This is a genomic window from Enterobacter sp. H2G27 (assembly GCF_054403075.1).
On sequence record NZ_JBSVSI010000001.1, the window covers coordinates 3,225,772 to 3,250,749 of the forward strand.

A 24,978-nucleotide genomic window follows, 5' to 3' on the forward strand; every position below is an offset into this window, starting at 1 on the left:
TCACTATGAAACTGCTTACTACTACAGCGCTGGTCGCCAGCATTTGCCTTGGGGCTGTTTTTGCAGCTGAAGCTGGAAATATTGTCGGCACTGTTAAGGCCTGGCAATACATGCAGGCTGAAGGCTGGAAATCAGCCGATGGCTTGGATGACAACACACTTCACAACATGCTCTATCAGGCCAGTGTTGTTGATAACTACCCGTGGACAAAACAGTTTCTGATACGTGTGCGTGGTGGTGGTGCACTGTTTCTTGCCGATAAGAAGACTCACACGATTCGACAACTGAAAGTGGAGCCTGTAGGTGAAACCTTCAATGACATTGAAACGGTTTATCAGGGAGAAGACAAAGGTGAAGGATGCTATTTCGCTATTATCGACAATCAATCTTCAGCACGGCAAAAAGCGATTGATGACCTTCTTAGTTACCCGCCCGTTGATGATGTCGATGCTAAAGCAAAAAAGATCAGACAGCAGATGACCCCGAAAGTCGTTATGGTCATGCCGGATAATTGTGTGAATAAGCAGCAACAGGCTGCTCTGGCAGCTAAACGTTCGGAAGAGGATCGGAAGTTACAGCAGTGGGTAGCACAGCAAAGTCTGGCGGAATTATGTCGTCGTACGGGCAACTGCTGAAGTCCTTCCAGCAACAGCAAAGCGACCCTTTATCAAAATCAGGAGCATCATTTTTGAACCGATTTGTTAAAGCCTTACCTTTTATTGCAGGTTTTACGTGGTGCCATTTGCAACCCGCACAGGCCTACGAACAAAGCTACATCAGTATCCGTAACACCGATACCGTCTGGGCTCCCGGCAATATGTGCGTTTATCAGTTTCGCCTTGATAACGGAGGAAGCGGTACAGGCTTCGGCCAACTGAATGTGTCACTGCGTTTGAAAGACGAAGCTGGCAAAACACTCGCACAAGGCGTCATGGAAGTGGCTCCCTTTGGAGAAAGTGACGCAACACGTTCACAAGACGCTTTTCTGGAACACGAATGTGTTGAAGGTGTCAGTGCTGTTGAAATTCTGAAGGTAACAGAATTGCATGCAGGTCATCAGACCGTTCTGCCACTGACCATATTCGATCCGCAGTATTACCAGCCATTGTCAGTATCAGTTGCCTTGAATTAACCGTCACGACTGGCTGAGAGGCGCAACTGCCACACCCCACCTTATCAGCACCCACTTAAAAAACTTCAGGCCATGCCTCCTCCGGGAAGCATGGCCTTTTTTGTTTTCAAACCACTAATACGGAATCAACATGGATCAAATCACTTCACACATCACCGCGTCACCCGTACCGGACAGGCAGCGCCTTGACTTCTGGCCGAAGCACTTCGGCAAAATCCCCCAGTGGATGCTGCTGGAGCCTCGTGCTTTCGCCTGGATGGATCGCCTGTGCGATGCCTACAACGGCGGATACTGGAATTATTACACGCTCAGCAACGGCGGTGCCTTCATCGCACCTGACAGCGAAGATAGCTGGGCCATTTTCAACAAACTGAATGGCAACAGTGCGGAGATGGGCAGCGAAGCCGCTGGCATTACCGTTTGCCTGCTGAACTGGAGCCACCATGCCTGCAGAACCGGAAGCCCCGCCATGAGTGAGCACTACTATCAGCTTCGTGAGTTTGCGCTGAGCCATCCTGAAAGCAGCGCCATCATGCACATCATCGACTGACAGCGGAGAACACTATGGAAAATACCGTATTGCCTCACCCGCTCACTTCACACCGCACCATAAAACGCGCCCTGACACTGCTGGAAAATTATCTGCGTGAACCGGGCGTGGCGTTTGCCTCAGCAAACGCTACCCGCGACTGGCTGCGGCTGAACCTTGCCAGACTGGAGCGGGAAGTGTTTATGGTGGTGTTTCTGGATAATCAGAACCGGCTACTGGCACACGAAACGCTGTTTTGCGGCTCCATCACCAGCACGGAAATTCATCCACGCGAGGTGGTGAAAGCCGCATTGCGGCATAACGCCGCCGCAGCCATCTTTGCCCACAACCATCCATCCGGATATGCCGAACCCAGCGATGCGGACCGGCGCATTACCGAGCGGCTGAAAAAAGCGCTGGCGCTGGTTGAGGTGCGCGTGCTGGATCACCTGATTGTCGGCAGCAAAGAGATTGTTTCGTTTGCCGAACGTGGCTGGTCATAAAGGAGGACATATGCATTCTGAACAATGGGGACTGACGTGCGGTAAAACGCCGTGTTTCAGTGCCAGGCTAGTGCAGGAAGGCAACCGGCTGCACTTTCTGGCTGACCGGGCAGGGTTTACCGGCGAATTCAGCAACGATGAGGCACTGCGCCTTGACCAGGCTTTTCCGCTGATAATGAAGCAGCTGGAACAAATGCTGTCAGCCGGTGAGCTGAATCCCCGCCATCAGCAGCGCGTCACTCTGCAGCACAATGGACTGGCCTGTGAAGCCGACACGCTCGGTTCGCACGGTTATGTTTACATCGCGATTTATCCCTCTTCGACTGTAACCGGCTGACCGGCCACCTCCCAAAAACAGGACACGCCCCATGCAAACTTTACCCTTACCCGAACCACGGGCGGCTGAGCCATGCCCGTCGCCCGTGCAGGTCTGGCAGCTGCTGCTCACGCATCTGCTGGATAAACATTATGGCCTCACGCTTAACGACACGCCGTTTGGCGACGACAGCGTGATTCAGGCGCACATCAACGCCGGTATCTCCCTGTGCGATGCTGTCAATTTCATTGTGGAAAGGTATGAACTGGTGCGCACCGACCATAGCTGTTTCAGCCTCACCGAACGCTCTTCACTGATTGGTGCCATCGACATTCTGCGTGCCCGTCGTGCGACCGGACTGATAGTAAGCAGCGGCTACAGCACCATTACCCGCATCACAACGGGCCGGTATCAGGGAGGAGAAGCACAGTGAAAATCCGCCTGAACCTTAACGCTGACAGCATCAATGTGCTGGCGCTGAACATGGGGAAAATCACGGTCGATGTTGACGGTATTGAGATCGCGGAGCTGATAGCTGCCGTTAATGCTCAAGGGCTTACGCTGCGTATCGCGGAGGAACCCGGCGAGGTGATTGTGGAAACCAGCTCTAACCTTCTCCTAAGTAGCCTTGTAAGATAAGGCCAAGCGGACCGATAAAATGAAAATTAGTTTTAGGCACCATCTTAGGCACCAAAGAATAATTGAATTGAAGAATTAGCATTTTAATTCAGGTGGTTAGCGGACTAATTCAGACTCCGCCAGCCCTCCAATCATGATTGGACAGTGATAGGACATCACTAGCAATAACAGGTAGTTAGCAGTCTCAGCAGGACACCGACCAGACGGTGAGGGGACAAAAAAGGATACGCAAAGGAGCCGCGGTTCCCGAGTGATAAGAAGCCCGCTGATGCGGGCTTTTTTTTATGAGCAGTAATCTTGTTAGCCAACTACCGCTGGCTGCTTTGTGCCAAGAGCGGATATTGAGTGTTTTGGAGGGCGCTATCTAATATGGTATCCAAGGTGAGCGCATTACCAGCCGGGAAATGATGCGAACAACGGTGTTTAATTTTATCGAGTGCGATTACAATCGGTGGCGATATCACTGTGCTGTGGCGAACTTAGCTCGGAATTTATTGAAACCAGAATCTCGCTAGGGTCGTGCCCACATTGGGTAATATCAGTTTTGTAATGCACCAGTTATATGGCCTTGCTCATCCGAAGATCCTGCAATGCTTGATGGTGTATGAGAAGTTTGAGAGCAATGAGGCCTACAACAAAGTCTTTACCCTCGATGTGGGATTGCCAGCAACTAAGATCTATTCTCTATACCCACTAATCTCTGCGGCAGCTGCCGGCCCACCCGTGATAACGGAGAACAGGATGCATACACGGACAAAATTACCTGCCCCCCTCGCAGCTGATGTGGCGTCTCTCATCAAGAATGGCATGGATTTTCTGGACAAGGCTCGTGAAGAGTTCGAAGCCAAACAGTACAAACACTCGGTAGTTAGTTTCTGGACAGCCGTAGAAATCTTGCTCAAGGTCCCCCTTGCCAACGAACACTGGACACTGGTCTGTAGTGGTAAAAAAGTATCGCGTAAAAACTACCTTGCCGGTGATTTTCAATCGGTGTCCTTTGATGATGTCTGTATCCGGTTGAGAGATATCCTTGAAAAGCCCCTCCCTAAAGAAACCGAAGCTGCGTTCAATACCATTCGCAATCACCGAAACCGCGTTGTTCATTTCTTTCATACGGCTTTTAGTGATTCTGAGGTGGAAACCATTCTGGCTGAACAGGCTCAGGCTTGGTTTGCACTGAACCGACTAATGCGTGAAGATTGGCAACAGCATTTTGCTTCACCACACAACCGGGCACTGGCATTAGGTGAAACGCAACTCCTGCGAGGTAACGAGTTTTATGCTGAAGCCCGTCTGAAACATATCCAACCCGAGCTTGAGCACCTTGCAGCTGAGGGCACTGAAATTCATCCCTGCACCATTTGCCACCAGCCAGCAGCCATCAAGGAAATTCTCGCCGTCGGCAAGAACGGCCCCACTGTATATGAGCAAACCTGTTACGTCTGTTTTCACACAGAGCGCCATGTGAAGTTTACCTGTCCTGAGTGCGATGCAGACCAAGTTTTGCCGGTGGAAGAAGAAGATGGCGATACCTTCACCTGCCGCGCCTGTAGCGCGGAACTCTCAAGGTATAACTTGCTTGATGATGAGAATTTTCGTCATGTGGACGAAATGATGTATGCCGATGGCCTAGCAAATTGCGCTCACTGCGATGGCCATGAAACGGTCTGTGTTTTTGGCGAGAACTTCCTGTGTACACGATGTCTTGAGATCCATACAGGCTATGATACTTGTGAAATTTGTGGAACTCCCTGTGAAGCAATGGGAGAGAAAATTAGGTATGCGGGCTGCCCACATTGTGCGGATGAGGACTGAAACACCACAAATTTAGTAGTCTTTTTATAGCCTTTAACGTCTGCTCCTCGCTCAAAGCAGGCATCAAACCTGCCAAGGGAAGACCTCAGGCCTTCCCCTTTACCAACGCGCACCACTTCTTACACCGGAATGCCATCAACATCAGTGCTATTGATGAAGAACGTCACCCGCCCCAGCACTTCAACTTCTTCCGCCGCCTCCCCCTCAATCGCTTCGCCATCATCCGTGATTAATGCCCTCCCCTGAGTTTCGCAAACTGCGTTCGACCACCCAACAGAATCAGCAGAGTCTGACCCTGCACTAACCGGGTGACCGGCTCGATTAATGCGAAACCTGATGATGTTTCCAGGATGCGAGTATCGATGCCGACGCCGCAGATAAGCTCCGGGGTCATCTGCTGAGAAACGTAATCTGCTGCCGGCGAAGGAAATCCCATCAGTGAACCCTCCCCATGTTGCGCAGGATCCAGTAGTGATTGTCGGTTCCGTCAGTTGTCTTATCCGTGAAATCTGGCTGGTAGTACTTTATCCACTCGTTGGCGTCGGTCCGGCTGAAATGCCAGTGGACCTTTGCCAGCTCGCGGATAAAGTCTTCTGTGCGTAAGCACCGGTAGCCCTTGGGGTTTAGCTGTATTGCGGCCACAAATGCGGCGTGAATGTCGGAACGGCGGGGCATGATTCGCACTCCTTTTACTGTTTTTATACACAGTAGTTTTAAAGGGCGTGTAGATCAATGTTGTGACGCTTATCAATACATGGCACTGATACGTAGATAGGCGCACAGATGAGCGGTTAATGTAACTGAGCTTGTTTTGTCAGTTAATGTAAAGTGGTAGTATTGAACAAAATCATAACGTAAGAGCCCTAAAAAATCTCATGACCACCAACGTTTCACATAAAGATAATTGCTTTGATTTATTGCGTTTAATTGCTGCTTCAATGGTTATATTCTTCCATCAAAACATGTTCACTGGTGGAGGATTCGTTACGGACCCAAGCGACTGGTTTCCGATGGATTCCATATGGGTTCAGATATTCATTTCTCTTTCAGGCTTCTTGGTTTCCATGAGCTTTATGAGATCCAAGAGCTTTAATGACTTCATGTGGAAGCGCATTAAACGACTGTTCCCCGCGTTAGTTTTTTGTAATTTTGTTGTTGTGTTCCTGATAGCTCCTTTTTGGCAGGAACACGCGCTTCAGTACATTATTTCGTTATCGACAATTAAGTCTTTCATAAAGATGAGTATATTGTTTAGTTATGGAAATGATATACCCCATCTGTGGACCGACTATGGCTGGTTACAGGCAGCAAACGCCCCAATTTGGACATTAACCCATGAGTTCTTCCTCTATATACTGGGATCTCTGGCTTTTGGATTAAGCAGAACGTGGAAAGCACCCACTGCTCTTCTTATAATATTTATGCTGTGCCAGATATTTATTGCACCTTACCTGGCGGAAAAGTCATTCTACTCAATGAACGCACATCATTTTACTGAGTTAGGTACTAATTTTTCCATCGGCGCTTTAATGTACGTTACGATAAACTCATGGAACAGTAAAAACACGAAGATTTTTCTAGCAGCAATATCAGTGATTATTTTGTTCGCATTAAGACAAGAGCAAGGTATAACCATTGCAGGCAGGGTTTGTATAAGCGTTCTCACTATTATAATAGGTGTAAGCTTCAAAGATTTAATTTTAAAAGGCAAAATGGACATATCTTATGGTATGTATATATGGGCATTCCCTATACAGGCAATTGTCATCAACATTTTGCATTTAGGTTTCTATTATGGAACGGTAGCAACCTTTATTATTACAGGTATCGTAGCTGCAATATCAAGAAAATATATTGAAGAACCTTTTATGAGAAGGAAATAAAGTGTAACAGGCCGCTTCGGCGGCCTTGTTTTAGTCGCTAAATCAGTGTCATACCGGCTTCGCTGGCCAGGCAGGATTTCCCACATCAACTTGTGTTAGTTCATAGCGATATTTTTGCCATGAGACCAATTTATCCTTATCTGCATCAGAGATATAACCTCCATCAAGCGCATCTTTTAGAGGTCCGATAATAAAATCTGCCTGCGCGCGTAAGGCATTCATTTCGACTTGTGCTGCATCCTTCAACTCTGCTTCTGTTGGTGGAGGGATTACAGACCATGCAGGAAGACCGTCAGTGCCTGCTATACGTATAAGTCCTTCTGCCGCGCGATCAGTTGTAAACTCCAAGAACTGGTCAATGGTCACCTCCTAAGGTCCGATAAATCCCAGCCAGCTTCTCCATAGCGCCATAACTCTTCTTCAGGGAAGAAAGCATTATGCATTGCACTGTATAAATAATTGATCATATTAGTATCCTATTGCCACATATTTGACGCGTTCCGCAGCAGTCTGAGGGGTCGTTACGCCGCTATAGCACATGTGAATGAACTCAAAGCCGGTCTTTGTCAGCGTCCCTGATTTATATCCTGGGGAGAACACCCAGTTATTATTTCCATACTCAACACCAAAAGCGATTGCAAAACACGAGTTTGCAAATGGAGTAGTAAACGTCTTCGCACCAGCAACACTTACTTCACCTTATCTGATTTGAGCCCCGTTTGGCATATTAATCCCTCCGGACGGAGCCCCCCAGAAAGACATATCGGGAATCTGATTGGAACCAACACCGACATCACGTAATGCCGCTGTTTTAATTCCCAGGAAAATTGGCAACGCTGTTCTTAACTGGTTTCGCTTGGTTTTATCGAGCGCTATACCAGCCCCTTCTACGATCCCAACCAGCTCCTCCTGCAGCATGTCAAAATAATCATCATCAAGGTCGGTTGCTGGCGTCCCTGTCTGCGGGTTGCCTCGGGTAAAGCCGTTCTTGCCCGCGCCAAATTTATCTTTCTGCGCAGTAGGTGTGTCAATGCGATGCATAGTTTCTCCGGTTACGGATATTTGAAAAGTACGTATGTATGGGATGGGCAGAGTTTGTTGATCACGCATTCTGCGACCGTATCGCCCCAGTAACGAACCGGGGTGTCGCAGTCGTCTGTGCATGTCATCCAGGTGGCATCTGTTGCGGCAGGCATTTAAACTGCACCGGGTCTTTACGGCAATGCGTGAAGGGTTGGCCCAGCCGTTTGACCTGGCACGGCTGGCTAAGCTGACCGATCTCAGCGAATACCATTTTAGCCGCGCCTTCAAACAGTCGACCGGGCTTTCGCCCTCCCACTATTTTATCCGGCTACGCATGGAGGAAGCGCGCCGCATGCTGTCGGAAACCAGTGATTCCATTATCAATATTGCCCTGAACGTGGGATACACCAGCCCCAGCCATTTTGCTGCCGTCTTCCTCAGGCATAACGGCGTGACGCCCTCGCACTATCGCAGCGATATCGTTCGCAGCAAAAGTCCGACAGTTTGAGCAAAAGCCCGCGCGAAGCGACCGCCTGAAACATCCATTATTGACCCGTACTTCAGACGTTCTTTCTGAAGCGTTGAAATTAACTCTCACGAGGATCAGTTATGGAACTTAAAGATAAAGTCGCTCTCATCACCGGTGCTTCAAGCGGGATTGGTGCCGCCACGGCAAAAAAATTAGCGGAACAGGGCGTCAGGGTCGGTCTCGCCGCCCGCCGCCTGGATCGCCTGCAGGCGCTGGTCTCTGAAATTGAGGCTGCCGGCGGTGAAGCCATTGCGCTGGTTATGGACGTCACTGACCCGGCCTCGGTTAATGAAGGGGTCGCGACACTGCATAAACGCTATGGCCACATTGATATCGCCTTCAATAACGCCGGGCTGATGCCGATCTCGGATATTGCCAGCCTCAAAGTCGATGAATGGCACCAAATGGTAGACGTGAACGTAAAAGGCCTGTTTAACACCGTAGCGGCCGAACTGCCGATTATGCAGTCGCAGCGGTCTGGTCACATCATCAATACCTCGTCGATCGCCGGGCGCAAAACGTTCCCCGGGCTTGGGGTGTACTGTGCAACGAAGCACGCCGTTGCCGCCTTCTCGGATATTTTGCGTATGGAAGTGGCGCCGCAGTTCAACATTCGCGTCACCTCACTCCAGCCGGGTGCCGTAGAAAGTGAATTATTCGAGCATATCAGTGACGACAATTATCGTGCGCAGATGGAACAGCTGAAGGAGAAGATGACGTTCCTGAAAGCCGATGATATCGCCGACTCGATTGTTTACGTGCTGCAGGCACCGGAACATGTGGATGTGGCAGAGCTGTTTATTATGCCGACCGAGCAGCCGTGGTAAGAAAGTAAAGCGGGTCAGGCAACGGCCTGACCCGCTAATTTTCATCCGCAACGTTAGTTCGCAGATGCCGTCGGTCTGATCGTAATTTCTGTTGTATCGACACTCTCAGGCGCCTCGATGATGTGGTGCACAGCGCGGGCGATATCAGCAGGTTTGAGGGCAATAGCACGGTACGCGTCCATCGCCGCCATGGTTTCCGGGTGCGTAATGGTCGAGGCCAGTTCGCTTTCCACTACCCCAGGGTTAACGCAGGTCACGCGGATGTTCGAACTTTCCTGACGTAAACCATCCGAAATCGCCCGTACGGCGAATTTGGTGGCACAGTAGACGGCAGCCGTGGGCACCACGGACAAGGCACCAATCGAGCCGATATTAATGATTTGTCCCGAGCCCTGGGCTTCCATAATCGGCAGAACGGCGCCTATTCCCCACAGCACGCCCTTGATATTCACGTCAATGGTGCGCTCCCACTCATCCTGCTTGCCTGCCGAAAGCGGAGAAAGGGGCATGATGCCCGCGTTGTTAATCAGCACGTCAATGCGGCCCCACTTTTCACGCGCTGCCTGTACGAAGTCAGCCATCGACTGGCGGCTGGTAACGTCTAAGACTGCGGCCTCTGCTTCCCCCCCTGCACTGCGGATTTCAGCAGCTAGGGCGTTGATGCGATCCAGCCTGCGAGCGCCCAGGAAAACGTTCGCGCCTGCCTTGCCTAACTCTCTGGCAATACCTTCTCCGATACCGCTTGATGCACCGGTAATTAAGATAACTTTGTTCATGTTTTGCTCCTTACGTTGAGTTCAACGTGATAATAGATACTCACCATTGTTTCTTGTATCCTGCATTTAATGGACTCACTAGTTAGCAATGTTAAACAATGAAAATCGATCTCAATCTGTTACCCGTTTTTCTTGCGGTCGCCGAGGAGCGCAGCTTTAGCGCTGCCGCAGCGCAGCTGGGCATAACCCGCTCCGCTGTCAGTCAGGGGATTAGGCGCCTTGAAGATGGTTTTCAAACCCTGCTGGTAATGCGCACCACGCGCTCGGTAAGCCTCACTGAAGCAGGTGAACGGCTGCGTAAATCGTTGCAGGCCCCCATCGCCAATATTGAAGCGGCATTTGAAGACGTCGCGTCGGACAGCACACCGCGCGGCCAGCTCAGAATCGCGGTCACCTCAATCGCGGAAGCGTTTCTCTCTGGCCCGCTGCTCGCGTCGTTTGCGGCAGCTCATCCTGCGGTATCGCTTGATATCTTCGTGTCGGATGAGGAGTTCGATATCGTGGCGGCGGGCTATGACGCCGGGGTAAGGCTGGGTGAAGTTATTGAAAAAGACATGATCGCCGTTCCCCTTACGGGTCAGCAGCGTGAGAGGGTGGTGGCTTCACCGTCCTATCTGGCGACTCATGGCGTACCTGAGCACCCCCGCGAGCTGGTGGCTCACCGGTGTATCGGCTGGCGCCCGGCCCCGGACTTTGCCCCCTATCGCTGGGAGTTTGAGGAGGCGGGCGTTCCTTTCGATGTGGCGATTGAACCGCAGATCACCACAAACGATCTGCGCCTTATGCTCAGCCTGGCACTGGCCGGCGGCGGCATAACCTTAGCCACGGAGGATACATTCACTCCGTATATTGAAACGGGGCAGCTTGTTGCCCTGCTGGATACGTTTCTTCCCTCTTTTCCCGGCTTTTATCTCTATTTCCCCCAGCGTCACAATATGGCGCCCAAGCTAAGAGCCCTGATCGAGCACGTCCGCCAGTGGCGACAGCCAGCCGCAACGCAAACTGTTCAACGCTAGCAGAGCGCAGACCCTGTCATGCAGATTTTCCTTTCCCTGCCGCCGCCCTTTGATAAACATCAACGATACCGCCTTCCTACCATGGAAAGTAAAAACGGACACAAGATACTTTGATCTCATTACAGTTTTTTCCTAAAGCCACCCCGCTTCGTCTGTGCCATGCTGAATCACGCTCATAACCGATAACGTTAAATGAGGATATTATGAAAAAAACAATTATCGCATTATCTGCCGTTCTGCTGGCTTCCCCAGTATTTGCTGCGACCACACATGCAACTGACGATACCGTCGCGGCGGCGAACGCAAACGCCAACGAGGCGAAGCAAAAACTGCACGAAGAGCAGAACAAAGGTGAAGAGCTGAAGCTGAAACAGAAGCATGCTGCGGAAGGTAAAAGCGAAAGCTTTGGCAGCAAGGTCAGCGAAGATTCCCAGAAAGCCTGGCATAAAACCAAAGAAGGTACCGAAAAAGGGTGGGATGCCACCAAAGAAGGTGCTGAGAAAGGCTGGAACAAAACCAAAGAAGGTGCCAGCGAGCTGGAAAAGAAAGTCACTGAATAATCCCTTGGAAAGGCCGCGCACGCGGCCTTTTTTATTACCCACCGCTCTGCTTTCCGACGTCTACACTTCTCACAAGGCTCACCCGATGGCGATTCCACCGTCGCGATCAAAAGATGTCACAGCCCGACACACAAAAGCCGAATAGATCCCGGGTGTGACGCGTTTACTCCCTACTCCCCTAAAAGAGATCCTGAGATGCTGCGATGCCTGGTAATAGTACTTGTTTTAGCTTGTCCGTGGGCGATGGCTGCCCCGAAGAGCTACCTTATCGACACCGATAACACCGCCATTCGGCTCTCGTGGCATGCCTTCGGCGGCATCCTCTCCTGGGCGACATTCAGCGGCGTGACGGGAGCCGTAACGCTCAATCCGGATAACGACGTCGACGATCATATTCACGTCACCATTCCCGTAGCGACTCTCGTAGCTTCAAACAAGCTGCTCACCTGGCAGCTCAAAAGCGACATGTTTTTTGAATCCGAGCGTTACCCGACTATCGAGTTCATCAGCTCTCGCGTGGTCGCCCAGGGCGACGGGCGGTTCAGGGTGTTCGGCACGCTGACCGTGCGAAACATTGCCCGTCCGGTGATCCTGGAGGCGGTGGTGAAAAACCCGCAGGCGCAGGCCCTCACGCTGGATGCCACCACCGCGATCTCGCGCGCGTCCTACGGAATGGATAAGTTTGCTCTGGTCGTGGACGATCGAATTGCCATTGCCATTGCGATTCAGACGAATGAAGTGCCGTCATCCTGAGATCAGGCGCTGTAGCTGCTCCGCGTTTTCCCGCAAATGAGACGGCGGGTTGCGGCCAATCAGGACAAACTGGTAGCCCGCATTCTGCCACCACGCCAGGTTCATGCTGTGCCGCTTCTCCTGGCGAAGAGAGGCCGTCGCCTTTTCATCAACAGGAGAGATACAAAGCGCCATCGGGCCGTAGTCGGCGTTGATCCAGGCAACCTGCGCGATCGAGGTGGTTTCATAGCGCAGCATTCGCACCATTTTAAGCTCTGCCCCCTGAAGGACAAGCTGCGACATGTTCAGCTTCAGGCCGATGTCCTGCGTAGCCCGTTCCAGCCCGCGCTGCAGGACCGGCGTCGCGCTGTCCATATCCAGCAGCGTCTCGACGCTGTACAGGGACATATATTGCGCTTCGAGGTCGCGGATATGGGCATTCTCATCCGCAGGCGCAGCTGCGGGACGCAGCAGGTAGCCCAGCCCGGATCCAACCATCAAAAAGCTGACCGACGCGGCAATCAGCGCCCGCCTGCTGACGCCTACCGGTGAGGAGGATTGTGGATCGGGAAGAGCTGCCAGACGCGCCTGCATTGTCTCAAGAGGCGCGTCATCCAGCAGGGAGGCAAACGCCCCGGCGTAATCCTGGCTGCTTTTCATCAGTTCGTCGGTTCGCCCGGCGAGGCGTTCGTCACGCTTTAACTGTTCTTCAAACTGCTGCGCGTCGGCGCGGCACATCTCGCCATCTATCCAGGCCACAATGGCGTCGTCGTGATAGGGCGGTACAAAACGGTGCGCGTTCAAGAGCGTTTCTCCTTTACCGGAGGCAGTGCGTCAGCGGATCTGGCAAGCCGAGCCCGTGCCGTCGCCAGCCGGCTCATCACGGTTCCGATCGGCACCGCCAGAGTGTCCGCCGCCTCCTGGTAGGTAAAGCCTTCGACATAAACCAAAAATACCGCGTTGCGCTGGGCTTCAGGCAGCGCGTTGACGCGCTGCATCACCTTAAGGTAATGCAGGCGTGTCTCATCCTGTTCACGGGTGTCCGGTGCGATAAGCTCGTCGCTGGCCACAAATCCCTGCCCCTGACGCACGTGTCGTGCCCGAAGTTCAGAGATCCAGATGGAGTGAAGGATCGCGAACAGCCACCTGTCTATGCGTGTGCCCGGCGTATACTGGCTGCTTCTTTCAAGCGCACGCACGCAGGTGGACTGAACCAGCTCTTCGGCGATATCCCTGTTTCGCGACAGCACCAGCCCATACCGCCAGAGGCGCGGCAGGTGTGCGGCTAACTGTTGACGAACCTCACGGGTAGCGATGTGTTTTCCCTCCACGAGAAAATCAGGATTCCGGATGTCCGTTGATAGCGGCCTGCAGGTCGCGATACTCCTCACAGGACTGGCCACAAATACCGGCAATCACCTTCAGCTGTTCTTTCGCGAGGTCCGGGCGTCCTTTTACCATCCACGCTTCACCGAGATATTCCCGTGCTTTGGCATAATCCGGGGCGATAGCCAGTGCGCGCTGGTAATAGCCAATCCCTTCGTCCGTGCGGCCCAGTTTGCGCGTGGCGAACCCGCGATAGTTCCACGCTTCAGCCGTATTGCCATTTTTAAGCGAATCAAGCAGGTTCAGCGCCGCCTGGTATTCTCCTTTCTTCGCGAGATGGTACGCATAGTTGGTTTTGTCCTGGTCGCTGAGGCTGCTGCTCTTGTCCGGCACGCATTTCTGTGTGGCGCTGTCATATACCTGTCCGGAAGGACAATCGGGCGTTTTGCTCTCGGTACTATTATTGCCCATGGCCAGCGCCAGTGGGGACAGCAGGGAAAAAATCAGCACCGGGATCAAACGAAACGAGGTCGTGTTCATACAAAGCTCCAGGGTAAGAAGGTAGTGACGTCAGTTAACGCCCGACTGACGATTTTTATTCATTCTCCCCCTATTTTTGTTGTTGTTGTAAAATCATGCTGCCGTCGTTGCCCCAATGGAAATAACGCAGGTTATTTTACCCTTTCCTTAACGCTATTCATTTCTCGGGATAGCATAACTTTAACCCCGCACAAGAATATATTTCATTGTCGAGTGATATAATATATTTTATATCAAAAATGTTACCCTAACTTAAATGCATATTAAGCACACTTAAAAAATAACGTTAATCATTATATTGAAAATGTCCCCTACCAATTATCACACTGCGTTAATCACATTTAGAGATAGCATCGAAATAAAAAAACAAAGCCATATAAAACAATATGTTATTCATTGTAAATTATTAGTCACCCCCATGTATTAATGCCCTCCTCATTGTTTTGGCACTTGTTTACGAAAGCTTAAGTTGCACAACTATCTTTTTCTGTCTATATCATTTTTATATTCCGAAAAATAATTCCTTTATTAAATACAGGGTTTTATAAGACACAAAACACCCATAAAAACTGTTCTCTTTTATAAGTCATTAGATTCGCTCTGATGTTGCCACTCTGAATTCTGGCGGGCATCGTGCGCGCTAAAAACGACGGTGAGTGCTGCGTTATAACAGCGACTGCGCCGGGGGCGCCCTTTACCTTCTGCAGAGATGGCTCGTCTTGCTCGCCGTTCATGACACATCTGCTGGAGTAATACCTAAATGAGCCAAATCTCTGTTATTTCAAAACTTACTGGCGTGGAAACGACCACGGAAGGCACACAGGTTACGCTGAGCCATTCCTCTGTCGTTGAGCTCCATGTCGAGCGAGCGAGCGTCTCCCACTTCGCGCGAAATGGTAACGATCTGCTGGTTACGCTCCACTCCGGCGAGGTGATCACCCTTAAAAATTTCTACGTCGCGGACGCGCAGGGCGTGAGCCAGCTGGTGCTGCAGGACAGCCAGGGCGCATTATGGTGGATTGAAGATCCAACCGGAGCCGCCACGTACGAATCTATCGCGTCCACGGACGTGCTGCTTGCGGCCTCCGGGAGCGATGCCGGTGGTGCCGCCATCTGGCCATGGGCCCTGGGCGGCATTGTCGCAGCGGGCGGCATCGCGGCGGCGGCAAGCACCGGAGGCGGCGGTGGTGATAATGGCAGCAGTAACAATTCGGCCGATCCGGATACGACTGCGCCGAACGCGCCTTCCGGCCTTAAGTTTTCTCCAGATGGCAAAACGGTCACCGGTACCGCAGAACCCGGCAGTACCATCACGCTGAAAGACGCGAACGGTAACGTCATTGGCACAGGAAAAACGGGCAGCGATGGCAATTTTACCGTCTCTCTCGACACGCCGTTGACCAACGGCGAGCAGGTGACCGCCACCGCGACGGATAACGCCGGGAATACCAGCCCGGGCACGAATCTTACCGCCCCGGACACCACTGCGCCCGATGCGCCAGCCATCACCAGCGTAACTGACGATACGGCTCCACAGACGGGGGCAGTCAGCAACGGTGGCAGCACCAACGATCAGCGTCCGCAGCTTACCGGCACCGGTGAAGCGGGTTCGACCGTGACGATTTATGACGGCGGGATCGCCATTGGTACGGCGGTCGTCGCCAGCAACGGCACCTGGACCTTTACCCCTTCAGTTGATCTGAGCGAAAGCACTCACCAGATTACCGTGCGGGCAACCGACGCTGCCGGCAACACCGGGCCTGCCTCGCCGGTGTTTACCCTGACGGTGGATCTTACTCCGCCGGACGCCCCGACCGCGATTGTGCTGACCGACGATACGGGCGTTATCAAGGGAACCATCACGTCGGGCGCGCCTACCGATGCTTCACTGCCGATTCTGGCGGGAACGGGCGAGCCCGGCGGAACCATCACTATTTACGATAACGGCGTGGTGGTTGGCACAACGACGGTACTGCCCAACGGCACCTGGAGCGTAACGCCGAACGGTCCGCTTCCGGACGGGACGCACTCCATAACCGTCACTGAAACCGATGCCGCCGGAAACCTGAGCGTGACCTCAGAGCCTGTCATCTTCACCGTGGACACCACGCCGCCGTTAGCCCCTGGAAACCTCGTGGTTTCAAATGATGGCGGCACCATCAGCGGTACAGCAGAGCCGGGCAGCACGGTGACCATCCGTGAAGGCGGCGCACTCGTTGGCACTCCAGTTGTTGCCGATAGTCAGGGTAACTTCAGCCTGACGCTGACCCCGCCGAAGCTCAACGGCGAAATCCTGACCGCTGACGCCACCGACACGGCTGGCAACACGAGTCCTACCACCTCCGCGGCGGCACCGGATATTACTCCACCGCAGACGCCAGTTATCGTGTCGGTTGTTGATGACGTACAGACCTCCACCGGCCCCGTGGGCCCGAACGGGATCACCAACGACCGGGCGCCGACCGTGAACGGGACGGGCGAAGCGGGCTCGACCATCACGATTTATAACGGCAGCGATGTCCTCGGTACGGTGGTTGTTCCCTCTTCCGGCCTGTGGAGCTTTACGCCGCCCGCACCGCTAACCGATGGCACGTACGTGCTGACGGCGAAGGCGACGGACCCCGCCGGTAACCCGAGCGGGTTATCAGACTCCTGGACAATTGACGTCGACGGGACGGCACCTGGCGCCCCGGTGATTTCACAAGTCGTGGACGATGTCCCCGGGCGCACCGGCGCGATCGACCTGAATGGGACCACTAACGACACCACCCCGACGCTCAGCGGTACCGCCGAAGCAAACGCGACTGTCACCGTGCGCGTGGACGGTGTTGCTGTTGGTACGACCGTCGCCAATGGCCTTGGCGTATGGATCTTTACCCCTTCCACCCCGATCGGTGAAGGCCCCCATGATCTTACCGCCGTCTCGACCGATGCGGCAGGCAACACTAGCGGCGTCTCCAACACCTGGACTCTGACGGTTGACAGCGTGGCGCCTGCTGCCCCAATCATCACCCAGGTGGTGGATGATGTGCCGGAACGCCTCGGCGCGCTCAACCCTAACGACAGCACTAACGACACCACGCCGACGCTCAACGGCACGGCTGAACCCGGCTCAACCGTCACCATCCGCCTCGATGGCACCGATCTTGTCACGGTTCCGGTCGACAACAATGGCGCGTGGACCTATACCCTCACGACGCCTCTTGTCAGCGGGCCTCATACCTTTACCGTTGTCGCCACCGATACGGCGGGTAACACCAGCCAGCCGTCAGGCGGCTTCACCCTGACCGTCGATACCACGCCACCAGTGGCGGCAACCATCGGCACCGTGACCGATGACGTCGGCGGCGTTCAGGGTCCGCTCAGCAGCGGCGATACCACGGATGACACCAAACCGCAGCTGCAGGGCACCGCTCCGGCCGATGCGACGATCACCATTTATGACGGCACCACCCTGCTCGGCACCGCCACCCTCGACGGCAACGGCGGCTGGAGCTTTACGCCCGTTACCCCGCTCACCGACGGCCCGCATTCGCTGACGGTTCACGCCACCGATGCCGCGGGCAATACCACCATCTCCAGCCCGTTTGTGTTGACGGTAGATACCGTCGCGCCTGTCACGCCGGACGTGCCGGCCATCACCGTCAATCCTGACGGAACAGAAACAACGCTGAACCCTGGCGAAACCACCCGCGACACCACGCCAACCCTGAGCGGTACCGGCACGGCCGGCGATACCGTGACGATCTACAACAACGGCGTCAAAATCGGCGATGCTGTCGTGGACAATACCGGCAGCTGGTCGTGGACACCATCAACCCCGCTGCCCGGCGGTACCTATGACATCACCCTGACCGTCACCAACGTGGACGGCACGGGCAACGAAAGCGCCCCGTCTCAGCCGGTTACCATCACCATTGATACCGAGGCGCCGGCTACGCCTGCGGCACCGACCGTCACCGACAGCGTCACCCAGATCACCGGCCCCGTACCCGAAGGCGGAACCACCAACGATTCGCGCCCGGTCCTGAGCGGCACCGGGACGCCGAACGATGTCATCAACATCACTGACACCGTCAACGGCATATCGACCGTCGTGGGCACCGTCACGGTAGACAGCAGCGGCAACTGGAGCTGGCGTCCTGGCAGCGACATTGCCGAGGGCAGCCACGCCTTTACCGCCACCGCCACCGATGAAGCGGGCAATATCTCTGACCCGTCGTCAGCGATTACGATCGTCGTGGATACAGTGGCACCGGCTACACCAGCGATCAGCGCCGTGGGCGGTGAGCCGAACGGAGGCTACATTACGGATACCACGCCGACAGTGGGAGGAACCGGCGTTAACGGTGAGACGGTGATCGTCTACAACAACGGCGTCGAGCTGGGTCGTGTCGTGGTGGCTAATGGAGAATGGAGCCTGACGCTCCCCACGCAAACGGACGGCCCGCTCAACATTACCGTAGCGGGAGTGGACGCAGCGGGTAACCTCAGCGCGCCGAGTTCAGTCTTTACCGTCACGCTCGATACCGTTGCGCCTGAGATCCCCGTCATTAGTGCGGTAGCCGACAGCCAGCTGTCCAGTAACGTGCTCTACACGAAGGACGGCACGCCAACTCTTACCGGGACCGGTGAACCCGGCACCACCGTTATCGTTTCCGTAGACGGCACACCGTCTACAGTGCTTGTGACGGTCCAGCCGGGCGGCACCTGGAGCTGGACCGCCGACACGACGCTGCCGGATGGCCCTCATACGTTCACCGTCTCTTCCAGCGATCCAGCGGGTAATTCCTCCGGTGATTCAGTACCGCTGAGCGTGACGGTGGATACTGCCGCGCCTGCCGACCCGGTCAACATGGCTCTGGCTCAGGAAGGAACGCCGCTGACCGGTACAGGTGAAATAGGAAGTACTATTACCGTGAAAGATAGCGGTGGCACGGTCATTGGTACCGGCGTTGTCGGCAGCGACGGCAGCTTCTCGATTGCGCTGAGTCCGGCGCAGCTGGATCCGACCACGCTGACCGTGAACGCTACGGACGCCGCAGGGAATGCCAGCGCGGGCGTGCCTTTTGTCGTCACCGACTCGTCGCTTGAGCTGCCGCAGGTGCCCGTCATCACGGCGATCGTCGATGACGCGGATCCGATAACTGGCGATGTGAAAGGCAAAACGACCAACGACACCACGCCAACGCTTACCGGCACGGCCGAAGCGGGCAGCCTGATTACCATCTATCAGGACGGTAGCACGACGCCATTGACGACGGTGACCGCCGACGGCAGCGGTAACTGGAGCTATACGCCGGCGGCGCTTGGCGAGGGGCTGCACACCTTTGAAGTGACTGCGACCCTCAACGGCCAGACCAGCGGCCGCTCTCCGGCGGCCAGCGTCACCGTCGACCTCACCGCACCGGGCACGCCAACTATCGGCGCGGTGATTGACGACGTCGGTCCGGGCACCGGCCCGCTGACCAGCGGCCAGACCACCAACGACAACCAGCCGACCCTCACCGGCACCGGCGCGGTGGGCGATACCATCTCCATCTACAACAACGGGACGCTGCTGGGCAGCGTGCTGGTAGGCAGCACCGGCACCTGGAGCTACACCACGCCCACCCTGGCAGAGGGCAACCATGTCCTGACCATCCGCGCGACCGATCCTGCGGGGAATCAGAGCGGCCCTTCGGCGGGCTTCACCGTCGTGGTGGACTCCGTTTCCGCCACGCCGGTCATCACCAACGTCACGGATAATGTCGGCAACGCCGCCACCACGGTGGTCAGCGGCAGCGAAACGAACGACGCCACGCCAACCCTTTCGGGGACAGCGGACGCAAACAGCGTGGTGACCATTTTCGACGGCGGCACCCAGATTGCCGTGGTAACGGCTGACGGCACCGGCGCATGGACGTTTACCCCTGACACCGCGCTCGGCGAAGGCTCGCACAGCTTCACCGTCCGGGCGACCGACCCGCTGGGCAACGTCAGCGCGGTCTCTGCTCCCTGGAGCGTGGTGGTTGACCTGACCGCTCCGACGGTTCCGACGCTGGATAATGTGAACGACGACGTCCCTGGCGGCGTCCAGGGTAACCTCACCAGCGGCCAGGTAACCAACGACAGCACCCCAACCATCAGCGGCACCGGGCTGGCGGGCAGCACTATCCACATCATGAATAACGGCACGCAGATTGGTACAACGACCGTTGACGGAAGCGGGAACTGGTCCTTTACGCCGACCGCGCCGCTGAGCGACGGCAGCTACTCCCTGCGCGCGTATGCAACGGATACCGCAGGCAACGCCTCGGCGAACTCATCGGTCTTCGCTTTTACCATTGATACCGCAGCCCCCGGCGTACCGGTGGTGACCAGCGTGATTGACGATGTCGGTCCGGTCACCGGGACGCTCACGTCGGGTAACAGCACCAACGACGCGCGTCCAACCTTCAACGGCACGGGCGAAGTGGGTTCTACCGTGCACGTGATCGTTGATGGCAACGAAATTGGCACTGCGGTGGTCAATGCCCAGGGCAGCTGGACCTTTACCCCGGGTACCGATCTGGGCGAAGGGCCACACGCCATCACCTTCAACGCCACCGATGCGGCAGGCAATACCGGCGGCACGACGACGCCGTTTACCCTGACGGTGGATACGGGCGTGCCGTCGGCGCCGATCATTTCGACCGCGGGTGACAACGTGGGCAGCATTCAAACCCCGCTCTCTTCGGGGCAGAGCACCGACGACACCACGCCGACGCTGAACGGCACCGCGACCGCCAACGCCACGGTCACCGTTTATGAGAACGGGCAGCCGGTCGGCACCGTTCAGGCGGACGGTACAGGAGCATGGAGCTTTACGCCATCAGCACCGCTTGGCAACGGCAGCCATACCTGGACCGCCACGGTCACCGATGCAGCGGGCAACGTCAGCCCGACCTCGCCGGGCTTTACCCTGATTGTTGATACCGCGGCACCAAACGCGCCGGTTATCAGCCAGGCGGTAGACGACGTGGGCAGCATCACCGGCCCGCTAACGTCCGGGCAAACAACCGACGATACCGTTCCGCGCCTTGTCGGGACCAGCGAACCGTTTGCCACCGTGAAAATATATGAGGGAACTACGCTTGTCGGAACAGGCACTGCGGATAACAACGGGAGCTGGAGTATCTTGCTCAACACCACGCTGACCGCGGGCGCGCACAGCTTCACCGCGCAGGCGACGGATGCGGCGGGCAATACCAGCCTGTCGTCCACCAGCTTCAACCTCACCGTTGACACCACGCCGCCTGCGCTGCCGGTGCTGACCAGCATTCTGGATGACGTGGGCAATGCGGCGACGCCGGTTGCAAACGGCGGGTTCACCAACGACGCGCAGCCAACCCTCAGCGGCACGGCGGAAGCCGGGTCGACGGTGAAAATCTTTGATAACGGCGTACAGATCGGCAGCGTGACGGCGACCGGCGGCGCGTGGAGCTTTACGCCATCTCCGGCGCTGAGCAACGGCGCGCACACGTTGACCTTTACCGCCACCGATGCGGTGGGCAACGCCAGCGCACCTACCGCCGGGTATGTGATTAACGTCGATACCCTCGCGCCGGGCGCGCCGGTCATCAGTTCGGTGATTGATGATGTCGGCAGCGTTATCGGTCCGGTGACTGGTACGAATCCGACCAACGATACGCGCCCAACGCTAAGCGGGACAGCCGAAGCGAATGCCACGGTCAGGATCTACGATGGTATTACGCTGGTCGGCACGGTGACCGCCGATGGCAACGGCAACTGGACCCTGCCGCAAACCACCACGCTGACGCAGGGCACGCATAACTTCACCGCCACGGCCACCGATGCGGCAGGCAACACCAGCGCGGCGTCAGGCGTGACGACGATTATCGTCGATACGACCGCCCCAACGGCGCCGACCGGGACCCTCAACGCCGACGGTAGCGTCCTGACCGGGAGCGCGGAGGCGGGCAGTACCGTCACAATCCGCCTTGCGGACGGCTCGACGGTGACCGCCATTGCGGGCAACAACGGCACCTACAGCTACACCTTCATTAACAAACAGATCGAAGGCCAGACGCTGCAGATCACCGCTACCGACGCCGCGGGCAACACCTCCCTGCCGGGCTCCGTCCTTGCGCCGGTGTTGCCGCTCTCCGCCAGCAATAACGTTGAAGAGCTGAACCTCAGCACCACGGCGACCGTGACCAACAGCCAGTACAGCGACTACGGCTTCCTGCTGGTCGGCGCCGTGGGCAACGTCCTGACGCTGCTGGGCAATGACACGGCTCAGGTGAACTTCACGGTGGGCAACGGCGGCAGCGCGGATATCGTGGTGAATGCTAACGCTACGGGGGCGGTGCTCTCTCTGCTCAACACTCTTGAGCTGGTAGTTCAGCACTACGTCAACGGCGTCTGGACTACCGTGGTGGATACCGGCCAACCGCAGTTTGCCGATCTCCTGACCCTCGGCGCTACCGGCGTCTCACTGAACCTGACCGGGCTGGCCGACGGTAACTACCGCGTGCTTAGCTATAACACCAACCTGCTGGCAACCGGCTCCTACACCAGCCTCGACGTGGCGGTGAAAGAGACCGGTCCGGGTACGGTTACCGGCGATACCAGTCTCAACGGCAACGTGATCCTCGATACGGATCCGACCGCCGGCAGCGACAACGCGCCGGCCGGAACCACTATCTCCACGGTGACTAACGCGCAGGGCGTTACCACCAGCGTGAACGCCGACGGCACGGTGATCCAGGGCAAATACGGTACGCTGACCATCAACCGCGACGGCAGCTATACCTATAACCTGACCGACACCAGCGCCGCGGTCGTTGGCCGGACGGAGAGCTTCACCTACACCATCACCCATAACGGCGTCAGCGCGTCGGCGAACCTGGTGCTGTCTCTGGGTGCCGGTACGGTAATCAACGGCATTGTGGCAGTGGACGACACGGCCTCGCTGACCTTTGACACCACCGTGAGTGAGGTGAATAACGGCGCCTCGTCTCAGAACGGTTTTACCCTGGTGGGCATTAATCTCGGCAGCACGCTGGGGCTTAACCTGCTGGACGACATGACCAACCCGATCATCTACAACGTGGAGGAAGGGACGACCCGCACCATGACCATCCAGGCCTCCGTGGGCGGCGTGGCGCTGGCGTCGGTGTTCGACCTGTACGTCTATAAGTTCAACAATGCGACCCAGACCTTCGAGCAGGTTCGCGTCGAGTCGGGGTGGCTGCGCGCCCCGGTGTTGGGGGGAACGTCACCGCAGCTGACGCTGAACCTGCCTGCCGGGGAGTATCTATTCCTGCTGAATACCGCATCCGGGATCGCCGTACTGACGGCCTACACGCTTAACGTTCTGCAGGACCATGTCTACAGCGTGGCGAGCATCAGCGAAACCACCACGGGCGACGTGCTGGCGAATGATCCGGTTCCAGCGGGCACGCTGGTTACCGAAGTGAACGGCGTGGCGGTCAACAGCAGTGGAACCACCACCATTCAGGGAGAATACGGCACGCTGACCATCAATTCGTCCGGTCAGTACACCTATACCCTGAGAAGCGGCGTGGGGGCGGACCATATCAGCACGCCGGATACCTTCGTCTACACCGTTACCGCGCCTGACGGCTCGAAGGATACGGCATCGCTCAACATCACCCCAACCGCGCAGGCGATGAATGCGGTGAACGATGTCAGCGCCACGATGGACCTTACCTCGGTACATCACACGTCGGTCTACTCGGATACGACCGTGGGCACCGCCAGCTGGACGACGGCCCTGCTCTCGTCAACCCAGGGCAGCGGCAGCGGAACCTTCGTGGTCGACGCGAACACCGCGCTGCACAACGCGTCGCTGCATTTTAACGTGGCATCGCTGCTGTCGCTGACCGGGTTGACGGTGAACTGGTCCATCAGCGACGGCTCGGGCGTGATCCGCAGCGGCTCCTTCAGCGGGGCCTCGCTGCTGGGCGGCAGTATCGACGTCGCGCTGACCGGGCTGGATCTCAACGCCGGAACCTATACGCTGAACTTTACCGGTAGCGTCCCGGGGCTCAGCGTCGGAAATATCACCATTACCCCAAGCGTGAACGGCACCACCTACTCGCTGAGTAATTTCGACGTCACCGGCAGCCACACCGTCAACGGCAATATCTTTGACGGCACCGACTCCGGCGGCGTGCTGGATCAGCTCCACTCGGTGGATACCCGTCTGAGCGTGACCGGCTACAACGGCGTGACCACCACGCTGGATCCGTATACCGGCAGCGCAACGGTGAACATTGTCGGCCACTACGGCACGCTGGCGATCGGCGCTGACGGCCATTACACCTATACCCTCAACAGCGGGGTATCGCTCTCAACCATGACATCGAAGGAGACCTTCAACTACACCCTGACCGACTCTGCAGGAAGAACGGACAGCGCCACGCTGACCATCAATATGGCGCCGCAGTTCATCAGCTCTGAGCATAACGACGCCATCACCGGTACGGCCTACGGCGATACGCTGATTTACCAGGTGCTGAACAGCACGGTGGGCAACGGTACGGGAGGTAACACCAGCAGTGCCGCGGGCGATCACTGGACCGGCTTCTCGCTGGCACAGGGCGACAAGATCGACATCGGCGATCTGCTGGTGGGCTGGAACGGTAGCGCCGCGACGCTCGGGAATTATCTCCATGTCACTAATAGTAATGGCAATACCGTGATCTCCATCGACCGTGATGGTGCAGGGGGCACCTACACTAATTCCACGCTCGTTACGCTTGATGGCGTTCAGACCACCTACGACGAGCTTGTTAACCAGCAGCACATCATTACCTGATACA

General features: G+C 56.0%; 21 protein-coding genes and 3 pseudogenes. 15 read left to right on the top strand and 9 right to left on the bottom strand.

Annotated features, from left to right (window positions below; genetic code table 11):
• The first annotated feature begins 5 nt into the window (after positions 1-5).
• The 8 genes from ACW9E7_RS15195 (at position 6) to ACW9E7_RS15230 (ending at position 4,934) form a co-directional block, all read left to right on the top strand.
• Entirely contained in the window at positions 6-635 is a 630-nt protein-coding gene (locus ACW9E7_RS15195) for a hypothetical protein (RefSeq protein WP_248260977.1), read from the top strand.
• Positions 611-1,132: an IrmA family protein gene (locus ACW9E7_RS15200; RefSeq protein WP_248260976.1), complete on the top strand. Its 522-nt coding sequence runs from the start codon at positions 611-613 to the stop codon at positions 1,130-1,132. Before ACW9E7_RS15195 ends, ACW9E7_RS15200 begins: the two co-directional genes overlap by 25 nt.
• Before the next feature lie 130 nt (positions 1,133-1,262).
• The gene (locus ACW9E7_RS15205; RefSeq protein WP_144839658.1) at positions 1,263-1,682 is read left to right on the top strand and encodes an antirestriction protein; all 420 of its coding nucleotides are present in this window, start codon (positions 1,263-1,265) and stop codon (positions 1,680-1,682) included.
• A gap of 14 nt (positions 1,683-1,696) precedes the next feature.
• On the top strand, positions 1,697-2,164 hold the full coding sequence (gene radC / locus ACW9E7_RS15210; protein WP_458728014.1) for a RadC family protein: 468 nt from the start codon (positions 1,697-1,699) through the stop codon (positions 2,162-2,164).
• Positions 2,165-2,174: 10 nt separating this feature from the next.
• Positions 2,175-2,501: a type IV toxin-antitoxin system YeeU family antitoxin gene (locus tag ACW9E7_RS15215; RefSeq protein ID WP_144839661.1), complete on the top strand. Its 327-nt coding sequence runs from the start codon at positions 2,175-2,177 to the stop codon at positions 2,499-2,501.
• Between the two features lie 31 nt (positions 2,502-2,532).
• Positions 2,533-2,913 (top strand): TA system toxin CbtA family protein, encoded by a 381-nt coding sequence (locus tag ACW9E7_RS15220; protein WP_144839663.1) that lies wholly within the window; start codon positions 2,533-2,535, stop codon positions 2,911-2,913.
• Positions 2,910-3,119: a DUF5983 family protein gene (locus tag ACW9E7_RS15225; RefSeq protein WP_458728015.1), complete on the top strand. Its 210-nt coding sequence runs from the start codon at positions 2,910-2,912 to the stop codon at positions 3,117-3,119. Before ACW9E7_RS15220 ends, ACW9E7_RS15225 begins: the two co-directional genes overlap by 4 nt.
• Positions 3,120-3,638: 519 nt before the next feature.
• Complete coding sequence (locus tag ACW9E7_RS15230) at positions 3,639-4,934, top strand: HsdR (RefSeq protein WP_458728016.1); 1,296 nt, start codon at positions 3,639-3,641, stop codon at positions 4,932-4,934.
• Between the two features lie 119 nt (positions 4,935-5,053).
• On the opposite strand, the pseudogene ACW9E7_RS15235 reads toward ACW9E7_RS15230, so the two are convergent.
• Both ACW9E7_RS15235 and ACW9E7_RS15240 read right to left on the bottom strand, forming a co-directional pair.
• Positions 5,054-5,370 (bottom strand): annotated as a pseudogene (locus ACW9E7_RS15235) (hypothetical protein).
• Positions 5,370-5,609, bottom strand: a complete 240-nt coding sequence (locus ACW9E7_RS15240) for a hypothetical protein (protein ID WP_458728017.1) — start codon at positions 5,607-5,609, stop codon at positions 5,370-5,372. The pseudogene ACW9E7_RS15235 and the gene ACW9E7_RS15240 overlap by 1 nt, the downstream one beginning before the upstream one ends.
• 200 nt (positions 5,610-5,809) lie before the next feature.
• Here ACW9E7_RS15240 and ACW9E7_RS15245 point away from each other — a divergent pair, with 200 nt between their 5' ends.
• On the top strand, positions 5,810-6,817 hold the full coding sequence (locus tag ACW9E7_RS15245; RefSeq protein WP_458728018.1) for an acyltransferase family protein: 1,008 nt from the start codon (positions 5,810-5,812) through the stop codon (positions 6,815-6,817).
• 48 nt (positions 6,818-6,865) lie between these two features.
• Here ACW9E7_RS15245 and ACW9E7_RS15250 read toward each other — a convergent pair whose 3' ends face one another.
• The 3 genes and pseudogenes from ACW9E7_RS15250 to ACW9E7_RS15260 all read right to left on the bottom strand — a co-directional run.
• Positions 6,866-7,183, bottom strand: a complete 318-nt coding sequence (locus tag ACW9E7_RS15250; RefSeq protein ID WP_458728019.1) for a tail fiber assembly protein — start codon at positions 7,181-7,183, stop codon at positions 6,866-6,868.
• Positions 7,184-7,531: 348 nt separating this feature from the next.
• A pseudogene (locus tag ACW9E7_RS15255) lies at positions 7,532-7,858 on the bottom strand (hypothetical protein); the annotation flags it as partial.
• 11 nt (positions 7,859-7,869) lie between these two features.
• Positions 7,870-8,013, bottom strand: a pseudogene (locus ACW9E7_RS15260) (YmfQ family protein); the annotation flags it as partial.
• 26 nt (positions 8,014-8,039) lie between these two features.
• Between ACW9E7_RS15260 and ACW9E7_RS15265 the strand changes: the two are divergent.
• Positions 8,040-8,348, top strand: coding sequence for a helix-turn-helix domain-containing protein (locus tag ACW9E7_RS15265; RefSeq protein ID WP_239689085.1), 309 nt, complete (start codon positions 8,040-8,042; stop codon positions 8,346-8,348).
• Between the two features lie 101 nt (positions 8,349-8,449).
• Complete coding sequence (locus ACW9E7_RS15270) at positions 8,450-9,196, top strand: SDR family oxidoreductase (protein WP_458728020.1); 747 nt, start codon at positions 8,450-8,452, stop codon at positions 9,194-9,196.
• Between the two features lie 53 nt (positions 9,197-9,249).
• Here the strand turns inward: ACW9E7_RS15270 and ACW9E7_RS15275 are convergent, their stop codons facing one another.
• Positions 9,250-9,972, bottom strand: coding sequence for an SDR family oxidoreductase (locus ACW9E7_RS15275; protein ID WP_458728021.1), 723 nt, complete (start codon positions 9,970-9,972; stop codon positions 9,250-9,252).
• Positions 9,973-10,070: 98 nt separating this feature from the next.
• Here ACW9E7_RS15275 and ACW9E7_RS15280 point away from each other — a divergent pair, with 98 nt between their 5' ends.
• From ACW9E7_RS15280 to ACW9E7_RS15290, 3 genes are all read left to right on the top strand, one after another.
• A complete protein-coding gene (locus ACW9E7_RS15280; protein ID WP_458728022.1) occupies positions 10,071-10,988 on the top strand; it encodes a LysR family transcriptional regulator in 918 nt (305 codons plus the stop codon).
• Between the two features lie 203 nt (positions 10,989-11,191).
• The gene (locus ACW9E7_RS15285) at positions 11,192-11,548 is read left to right on the top strand and encodes a hypothetical protein (protein WP_008502540.1); all 357 of its coding nucleotides are present in this window, start codon (positions 11,192-11,194) and stop codon (positions 11,546-11,548) included.
• Positions 11,549-11,743: 195 nt separating this feature from the next.
• Positions 11,744-12,301, top strand: coding sequence for a YceI family protein (locus ACW9E7_RS15290; RefSeq protein ID WP_458728023.1), 558 nt, complete (start codon positions 11,744-11,746; stop codon positions 12,299-12,301).
• Here ACW9E7_RS15290 and ACW9E7_RS15295 read toward each other — a convergent pair.
• From ACW9E7_RS15295 to ACW9E7_RS15305, 3 genes are read right to left on the bottom strand one after another with little or no spacing between them, the layout of a single operon-like run.
• Positions 12,293-13,084: an anti-sigma factor family protein gene (locus ACW9E7_RS15295; protein ID WP_458728024.1), complete on the bottom strand. Its 792-nt coding sequence runs from the start codon at positions 13,082-13,084 to the stop codon at positions 12,293-12,295. The genes ACW9E7_RS15290 and ACW9E7_RS15295 overlap by 9 nt on opposite strands.
• Positions 13,081-13,611, bottom strand: coding sequence for a sigma-70 family RNA polymerase sigma factor (locus ACW9E7_RS15300; protein ID WP_458728025.1), 531 nt, complete (start codon positions 13,609-13,611; stop codon positions 13,081-13,083). The genes ACW9E7_RS15295 and ACW9E7_RS15300 overlap by 4 nt, the downstream gene beginning before the upstream one ends.
• Positions 13,612-13,618: 7 nt before the next feature.
• A complete protein-coding gene (locus tag ACW9E7_RS15305) occupies positions 13,619-14,146 on the bottom strand; it encodes a tetratricopeptide repeat protein (protein ID WP_023294382.1) in 528 nt (175 codons plus the stop codon).
• 760 nt (positions 14,147-14,906) lie between these two features.
• Between ACW9E7_RS15305 and ACW9E7_RS15310 the strand changes: the two genes are divergently transcribed.
• Positions 14,907-24,974, top strand: coding sequence for a BapA/Bap/LapF family large adhesin (locus tag ACW9E7_RS15310; RefSeq protein WP_458728026.1), 10,068 nt, complete (start codon positions 14,907-14,909; stop codon positions 24,972-24,974).
• The last annotated feature ends 4 nt before the right edge of the window (positions 24,975-24,978 follow it).